This window comes from Chitinophaga sp., assembly GCF_035564935.1.
Taxonomy (GTDB): Bacteria; Bacteroidota; Bacteroidia; order Chitinophagales; family Chitinophagaceae; genus Chitinophaga.
Genome location: NZ_DATMTE010000018.1, coordinates 1 through 6,809, shown reverse-complemented (window position 1 = coordinate 6,809; position 6,809 = coordinate 1). Strand labels below are relative to the sequence as shown.

The 6,809-nt window shown below is 46.4% G+C and carries 6 protein-coding genes; all 6 read right to left on the bottom strand.

Annotated features, from left to right (window positions below; all coding sequences use genetic code 11):
* Positions 1–3,496, bottom strand: a 3,496-nt coding sequence (locus tag VN105_RS00640; protein WP_325636915.1) for a hypothetical protein, incomplete at its 3' end; no start/stop codon positions are given.
* A gap of 68 nt (positions 3,497–3,564) precedes the next feature.
* Positions 3,565–3,855: a DUF1330 domain-containing protein gene (locus VN105_RS00635; RefSeq protein ID WP_325636914.1), complete on the bottom strand. Its 291-nt coding sequence runs from the start codon at positions 3,853–3,855 to the stop codon at positions 3,565–3,567.
* 17 nt (positions 3,856–3,872) lie between these two features.
* Positions 3,873–4,280: a DinB family protein gene (locus VN105_RS00630; RefSeq protein ID WP_325636913.1), complete on the bottom strand. Its 408-nt coding sequence runs from the start codon at positions 4,278–4,280 to the stop codon at positions 3,873–3,875.
* Between the two features lie 67 nt (positions 4,281–4,347).
* Positions 4,348–5,187, bottom strand: coding sequence for an AraC family transcriptional regulator (locus VN105_RS00625; protein WP_325636911.1), 840 nt, complete (start codon positions 5,185–5,187; stop codon positions 4,348–4,350).
* Between the two features lie 23 nt (positions 5,188–5,210).
* Entirely contained in the window at positions 5,211–6,386 is a 1,176-nt protein-coding gene (locus tag VN105_RS00620) for an RNA polymerase sigma factor (RefSeq protein WP_325636909.1), read from the bottom strand.
* A gap of 62 nt (positions 6,387–6,448) precedes the next feature.
* Positions 6,449–6,793 (bottom strand): YciI family protein, encoded by a 345-nt coding sequence (locus VN105_RS00615; protein WP_325636907.1) that lies wholly within the window; start codon positions 6,791–6,793, stop codon positions 6,449–6,451.
* Between the last annotated feature and the right edge of the window lie 16 nt (positions 6,794–6,809).

Sequence of the window (6,809 nt, the reverse complement as noted above, 5' to 3'; positions counted from 1 at the left end):
CATAACCCTCTTCAGGATTTCCGCGCAACTCCCTGATTATTTTTTCCTGTTGTTTAGCCGTTTTGCAGATAATAGCAGTAACATTACCTTTCAAGGGTATTCGTTCCCAAAACATTTGTTCATTACCGGAAAATCCACTACTGCCCGGGCTACTGATATTTTTATTAAAGGTATCGTTCCTCTCCGCTTCGCTTTGTTGCTCCCATAAATCAAAAGAATCCAATTGGTTTCCCTGGCGACTACTCCTTGCGGCCTTTCCGCCAGGTGTATTTCCCATCAAATCTGTTGAACTATGTCGCCATACTGCGTTGGAAGTCAGAATTTTGGGGTCAAGCACTATCTGTATCTTGGCATCGCCGCTTCCTACGCCTTGTCCATGTGCAGGCCACCTGGTATGTGCCTTTCCTACCGCCCGCGTATAAACGCCCAGGCCGCCGCCACCCGTTTTGTCGGCCGGCCGGGAGTATTTTCCATATGGCCCTTCCCGCATATAAGCACTTGAAAGGAACCCGCTTTTAAATGCGCCGGCTACATGGTCGGCATGAATGCCGTGTACTAATGCTAATGCCTGGTCTGCATTAACATCAGGCGGCTTTACCGTGTTGCCAGGCAGCTTTTTAAACTCCGGAGCTACGCCCTGGGTAAAAAATCCACCGTCTTTTGGTATTTCGTTACGGATAGGCTTTCTATGACGGTCACGGGGAAAAAACTTTATAACGCGTTTCCCTGCGTTATTGGTGGTATTATCTTTTCTGCCTCCCTGCTTCTGACCTGATTTTGTTGCTGTTTCAGGAACCTCAGAGGCGGAAGATGAAGAAGAGAAGCCATATAAAATCGACAGAATATCTGCGGGAGACTTCTCCGGAACACCGGTTGCAAATTTTTCAAATGCAGTATGAAGAGGGCTTATGGGGTCTTTTACCGCATCTATACCCCTGAACTCAAAGTCGCCGGAAACTTTATGCGGTCTGGGATATGGTGTTTGGGCGCCCCCGGTATTGCCGGCCGTGTCAAGGATAAGCTCCATTACGGCTTTAAAATGTTCTTTGTCATTTTCAGGAGACATTGCTCCCGATTTAACCAGGATATTCTTTTCAGGCGCATATTTTTTCTGCATATGCTTATAAGAGCGCACATATTCATATGAATCTGCACCGGCAATAATGGCTGCGCCCTGCTCCTCAGCACTCATATCATTCCATTGCTTCCCGCTGTGTGATATGGCGCCTTTGAGTTTCAGGCAAGCTGTTGCCCATGTATAAGCCGTTTTTCTGGAAGGATCCGGAGGTGTTTTGACGCTGTTCGCCGCAACCGTTTTTTCAAACAATTCTCCCTGTTTATTTTCTGCAAGTTTATCATCTTCGGCTTTGTTGGCAGCATCATGCCAGAGTGCAGCCATGGACAATGCCATCAGGTGTTCCTGGTCTGTTTTAAACTTTATTTTCAGTGTACCTGATTGAGAGATAGTGTTTACAAGTTTTAATACACTGGCCGATATTCTTATGCCATGACCAAGGCCATGCGCGTATCGCGCTCTGTAATCAGCAGTTGTATGCTTCTTATTCCGGGCAGCAGTGAACGGACTGTGATATTGCGCACGTCCCCGGGTGTACATGCCCTCCTGAAAGGCATCTCCCGGTTGAGCAGGCGATACGCCTGCTTTCCCCGCATTATCCGAAGGGGTGGAGGCGGTAAGTGGATCCAGGCGCTCAAAATGTGTTCCGCTGGAGTAAATACGTACCAATGGCCTTCCTTCTCCGGCATTCACTGTATCTGTTACCTGGAGCCCTCCCATCAGATCATTCTCAAACAGCAGCAAGCTTTTACCATGCTCATAAGCCAGCGCCTCCAATTGTTCTGCATTGAGCCAATGATGCTGGTGTTTGAGCAAAGCTAAGTATGCTTCTTTAACATCCGGATCGGCCAATGCCTTTTCAACAAACGGTTGGCTGTTTATTTTTCCCTTGATATAAGGTTTAAGGAGTTCAAATATGGCTAGCGCTTTTTCCTGTATAGGAAAGGGTAAGGCACCTGAAATATCATGAACAGTAATTCCGGGGTTGATAACAGCTCCTTCTTTAGTTAGAACCCCAGATCCAACCAGTTCGGCGAATATGCTTTGCCCGGTAACTCCTTCCAATACATTATCAAAAGTGCTTTCAGTTACGTTTCTTTGGATACCAGCTTCGTATCCACCGGTGTTTGCCAGGTGAATGGCTTCCAGTAATTTTTTTTGCAGCTGACTGAAAGAAGGCTGCTGTTCAGCATGATCTTTATCTTTTGATTCTTTTCTTTCCGGGACTATGAATGGTTTATCGCTGGCGTAATCTTTCAGCAGGCGCTCCGAAAAATGACGGATAGTGTTTTCCCTGGCGGCGTCCATTCTTTCCTTTGCATGGGGTGATAACTGATCATTGCTATAAGCATTGGCATGCTTTATCCTGATTTCCTGCGCATTGTCACAAACAAGTACTCCATCAGCGTTTTCTTCACCTAAAAGCGCATGTATAGAGCAGTTGCCATCGCCGCGGGTGGAGTGGGTTTGTAACTGATGTTCGGCCAACAGGTCGTCCTGTGATACAAATTCGCTGAATATATCATCCTGCTGAAATATGAGGGCGCCAATTATATTATTCGCAGCGGCCGTTAGCTCTTCATCCGGCAGGTTAAAACTGGAACTGATACCTGCTTTTATCTCCTTAGTCAACGCTGCTTTGTCTTCCTCTTTAAAAGGCCCGATAGTTTCTAAATAACCATACAGATGTTGTACAAATTCCATAAATAATTTTGGGTCGGCCGTTTTCTTTCCGCCAGTGAGATTTACCTTCTTCTTTTCCTTTTTGACCGGCGGTGCCGGCACCTGCTTTGCAGGCGCCGGTGAAACGCTTTTCTTCACCGGGGTGGTCCCTTTGCTAAACGGCGTTGCCGTGGTATTGCTACGGGTGTTTTTTGATATAATTTTCAGCTCACCAGGCGGCGGAGTTTTAGCGTCCGTTGATTTAGGGGGAATGGGCTTATCGCTGGATTTGGGAGTACCGGATTGCTGATTAATGGTTGTTCTCAATTCCTGCAACTTAACACGCATGGTATCTGCGGCGCTGCTTTTATCCGCTTCCAGCAATGTAAGCAGCAGGTTTATCTGTGTTAAAGCGGCTCCACGTTTTTTATCATTCTTTGCCAGTTCAATAATTGTTTTAAAGCGCTTTTCCTGGTCCACGGTTACCCGCTGAATTACCGGGGCAGATGGTATCGCCGAATGCCGTAAGGGAAGTGAATTTTGCAGCCGGGCCACCCTTGAACTATCATTCACCATCGCCTGCAATGTTTTAGACTGTTGCACATGGAAACTACTGTTGACCTGGTTTGCCAATGCTTTATCTGCGGCTGCTTGTGGCCGGTTATCAACTGCATATTCTCCGCTGCCCTGTTGTCCTGAAAAATTATTTGTATCCGCAGAGGAGTTGTCTTTCTTTGGTTTATCTGTATGGGTCTTCATACGAGGCGGATTTCCATACCTTAATATAGAAAAAATCCGGCAATCCTGTACTATAGATGTGAAAGTCATCATTCCTGTCCATGCACCAGTATCATGCTGCAGTTATCCGTGGAGCGCCACCTGAGTGCTTTCAGCGGCTGGTATTCCGGATCATGATAACATTGCAGGGCCGCGGCTTCTGAAGGAAATTTAATAATGGCATTCATCCGTTTTGCAGTGCCTTCCACAGCGTTGGCCCGGAGGTCGGAAGCCAATACTTCCGCACCGTATTTATGGAGTAGTTGTATAACAGGCGGACCGTATTTTGCATATTCTTCTTCGTTGATAATATCGTAACTGTTAATATAATATACCGGCATATAAACTTATTAAAGGATCAGTAAACATATTCAGGTGGTACAATGCCTTTGCTGCGAAGGTAAACGGTGGCTTGCCCGCGGTGATGCGTAATATGGTCAATAGTAGCGTAAAACCCGGCGATTACCTGGTCGGAAAGAGGAACGCTTTCCATATTTTCTTTCAATGTGGCAAACGCCGCATCCAGGTATGCGATGGTAGCTGCTTTGCCGGTGGTAGAGGGTGGAGGGTTCCAGCCGGACGGCTGTTGCCGGATATAATTTTCTTCCCACCACCCAATACCGTATCCTATATGATGTAACAATTCACCAAAGGTCCATACAGCAGGTGTTGTTTTAAAGGCATAATTTTTTTCGGGCATGGCTTCGGCTACGCTCAGTGTATAATTCCTTGCATTTTCAAGGGTAGTTAATAATTGCGTTTTCATAATCTGATGTTTGTTACTGCAAAATTAACCGGCAGGCAAGCCAACTATTTAAGGAAAATTGCTCATTTTAAGAACGCATGGCGGAAGGTGATTTCCCGAACTGTTTTTTATAGGCAGCGGAGAAGTGCTCAAGACTGTTAAAACCGGTTGAAAAGGCAATATCCGTTACCGGTAAGCTGGTGTTGCAAAGCTGTAGCGTAGCCTGTTTAAGTCTTACCTGCAAGAGGTAGTTGTAAGGTGTGGCAGCGGTAACCTGTTTAAAAAGACGGTTGAAATGAAATGGGCTCATATTGCCCAGCGCAGCAAGTTGCGGCAGGGTAACCTCGTCTGCATAGTTTTCATTGATAAATACTTTTACCTGCTCTATCGCCGGCAGGTAATTCCTTTTCTGTTTATCATTCAAAGCGGGCAGTGGTTGAAGTGGGTCGCCGGCTGATAACACCATGATGAAAAGATCCGTCATCAGTTGCTCGATCCATAAACGCGGAGAATGCACTTTTTGCAGTAGGCTAAAAATACGCTGGTGCAGAAATTCCATTTCAGGGGTCGCCTTTATCAGGATGGATTGAATATCCGGGTTGCTAAAAAACCAGGAGAAAGAAGCTGTATGTTCCATCAAACGGTCTGCGCTTTCCGCAGGAAACGAAAAGATGGTGCATTGATCCGGTATATTGTGTACATGCGCTACCCGGTGCTCATAGCCCGGTTTGCAGAGCAGGAACAGGCCGCTATATGCATCCAGATCGTTGCGGAAAACCCGGAAGCGGAAATTCCCTTTGCGGATGTAGGCCATAGAAAATGTTTCCTGGTATTCTTTGGCAGACACTATACATTCCCTGCACCGGCACAAAAAGTTATGTACCGTACAGATAGGGGATTGATAAAGCGTTTGTATATCTGCCTGCATGTTATAAAGGTATTAAAAATAAATCAGCGGCCCAGCCGCTCTATTTCCCGCATCAGTGTTTTCTTTTCCGCTGCTGATTTTGTGAGATGGATGGCTTCGCGGTAATGCGCCGCTGCTTTTTCTTTATCGGTAACTGCATAGAGGTAGCCCAGCAGGGAATGATAGTGACTGTTGTGATGCAACCCCAGTTTTTCCGCTTCTTTTATGCCGGCCGGGTGACCATATACTCTGGCAAAGGCAAAGGTCCGGTTTAATGCGGTCATAGGAGAGTATTCAATTAATATCAGCTGGTTATACAATTGCAGGATATGGTTCCATTTATTAGCGGCAGCAGGCGTGGTATGCCAGTACGCGATGCCGGCTTCCAGGTGATACTTTGATGCTTCATTTCCCGTGCAGGCATTTACGAGATAATAGTTACCCTGCTGGATCAGCTCTTTACTCCACAGGTTTTTATCCTGTTGTTCGTAAAGAATGGTTTCACCTTCGTTGGTGGCTCTTGCATCCAGCCTGGAACTTTGAAAGCACATCAGTGCCAGCAGGGCATTGGCGTTTGAGGTATTGGTGAGTGGATTTTCGGTGAGTACCAGCGTGAGCCGGATGGCTTCCGAGCATAGCTCTTTCCGGATAAGGTGATTGCCTGATTTGGAAAAATATCCTTCGTTAAAAAGAAGATAAAGCGTTCTCAACACGGTATCGAGCCTTTCTTTGATGGTAGTTTCCTGCAGTTGCCCGATCTGGAAATTATCGGCGCGCAGGTTGGCCCGGGCCCTTAGCAATCTCTTTTTAATCGTTTCGTTTTTGGAGAGAAAGGCATCTGCAATTTCCTCCACGCTGAACCCGCAAAGGATCTGGAGCGCCAGGCAGATCTGCGATTCTGCAGCGTTGGCAGGATTACATACGGCAAAGATCATGGCCAGCTGGCTATCGCTGATCGTTTGAGGCGTGAAATCAAAATCAGGTCGCTGCGCTGTTTCACCGGTGTAAAGCGCTTGTTTTACCTGTGTTTCAAAGATGGAAACATGCTTGAGATAATCCTTTGTTTTATTTTTAGCAACGGTGTACAACCAGGCGGTAGGGTTTTCGGGAATGCCCTGCACACTCCACACTTCCGTGGCTTTCAGGAATGTTTCGCTGGCAATGTCTTCTGCTGTTTCAATATGTTTCAAGCCAAAAAGACGGCATAGCACTGCCGTCATTTTGGAATATTCCAACCTGAACAAATGGGGTAAAAGCTCCTGGTATGGTGGCGTTCCGGCCATCAGCTTTTTTCTTCCGGTTTTAATATGGCCCTTACTTCCACATTACCACCGGCTTTGAGTACCGGGTTAGCCTGTGCAAATTCAATGGCCTCTTCAATGTTGTTGGCTTTAACGATCATATAACCGCTGATAAATTCTTTGATCTCCGTATAAGGCCCGTCTGTTACAACGTTACCGGGTTTCACCGTTTTAGCAATACTGGCCGACAACCGGTTTCCTTTATCCGCCAGCTTGTTCTGTGCGGCAATGCCAGCCAGCCAGTTCATCCTTTCCTGCAGTTGTTCAGGAGAGGGATTGTCGTGCGAATTGGTGCTGTTCCTGAAAATTAACATAAACTCTGTCATAGCTTAAATTTTTATA

Bases quoted from the DNA above. Each gene is read 5' to 3' on its own strand.
- VN105_RS00630 (WP_325636913.1), bottom strand. From the start codon at position 4,280: ATGAAAACGCAATTATTAACTACCCTTGAAAATGCAAGGAATTATACA.
- VN105_RS00625 (WP_325636911.1), bottom strand. From the start codon at position 5,187: ATGCAGGCAGATATACAAACGCTTTATCAATCCCCTATCTGTACGGTA.
- VN105_RS00615 (WP_325636907.1), bottom strand. From the start codon at position 6,793: ATGACAGAGTTTATGTTAATTTTCAGGAACAGCACCAATTCGCACGAC.
- VN105_RS00635 (WP_325636914.1), bottom strand. From the start codon at position 3,855: ATGCCGGTATATTATATTAACAGTTACGATATTATCAACGAAGAAGAA.
- VN105_RS00620 (WP_325636909.1), bottom strand. From the start codon at position 6,386: ATGACGGCAGTGCTATGCCGTCTTTTTGGCTTGAAACATATTGAAACA.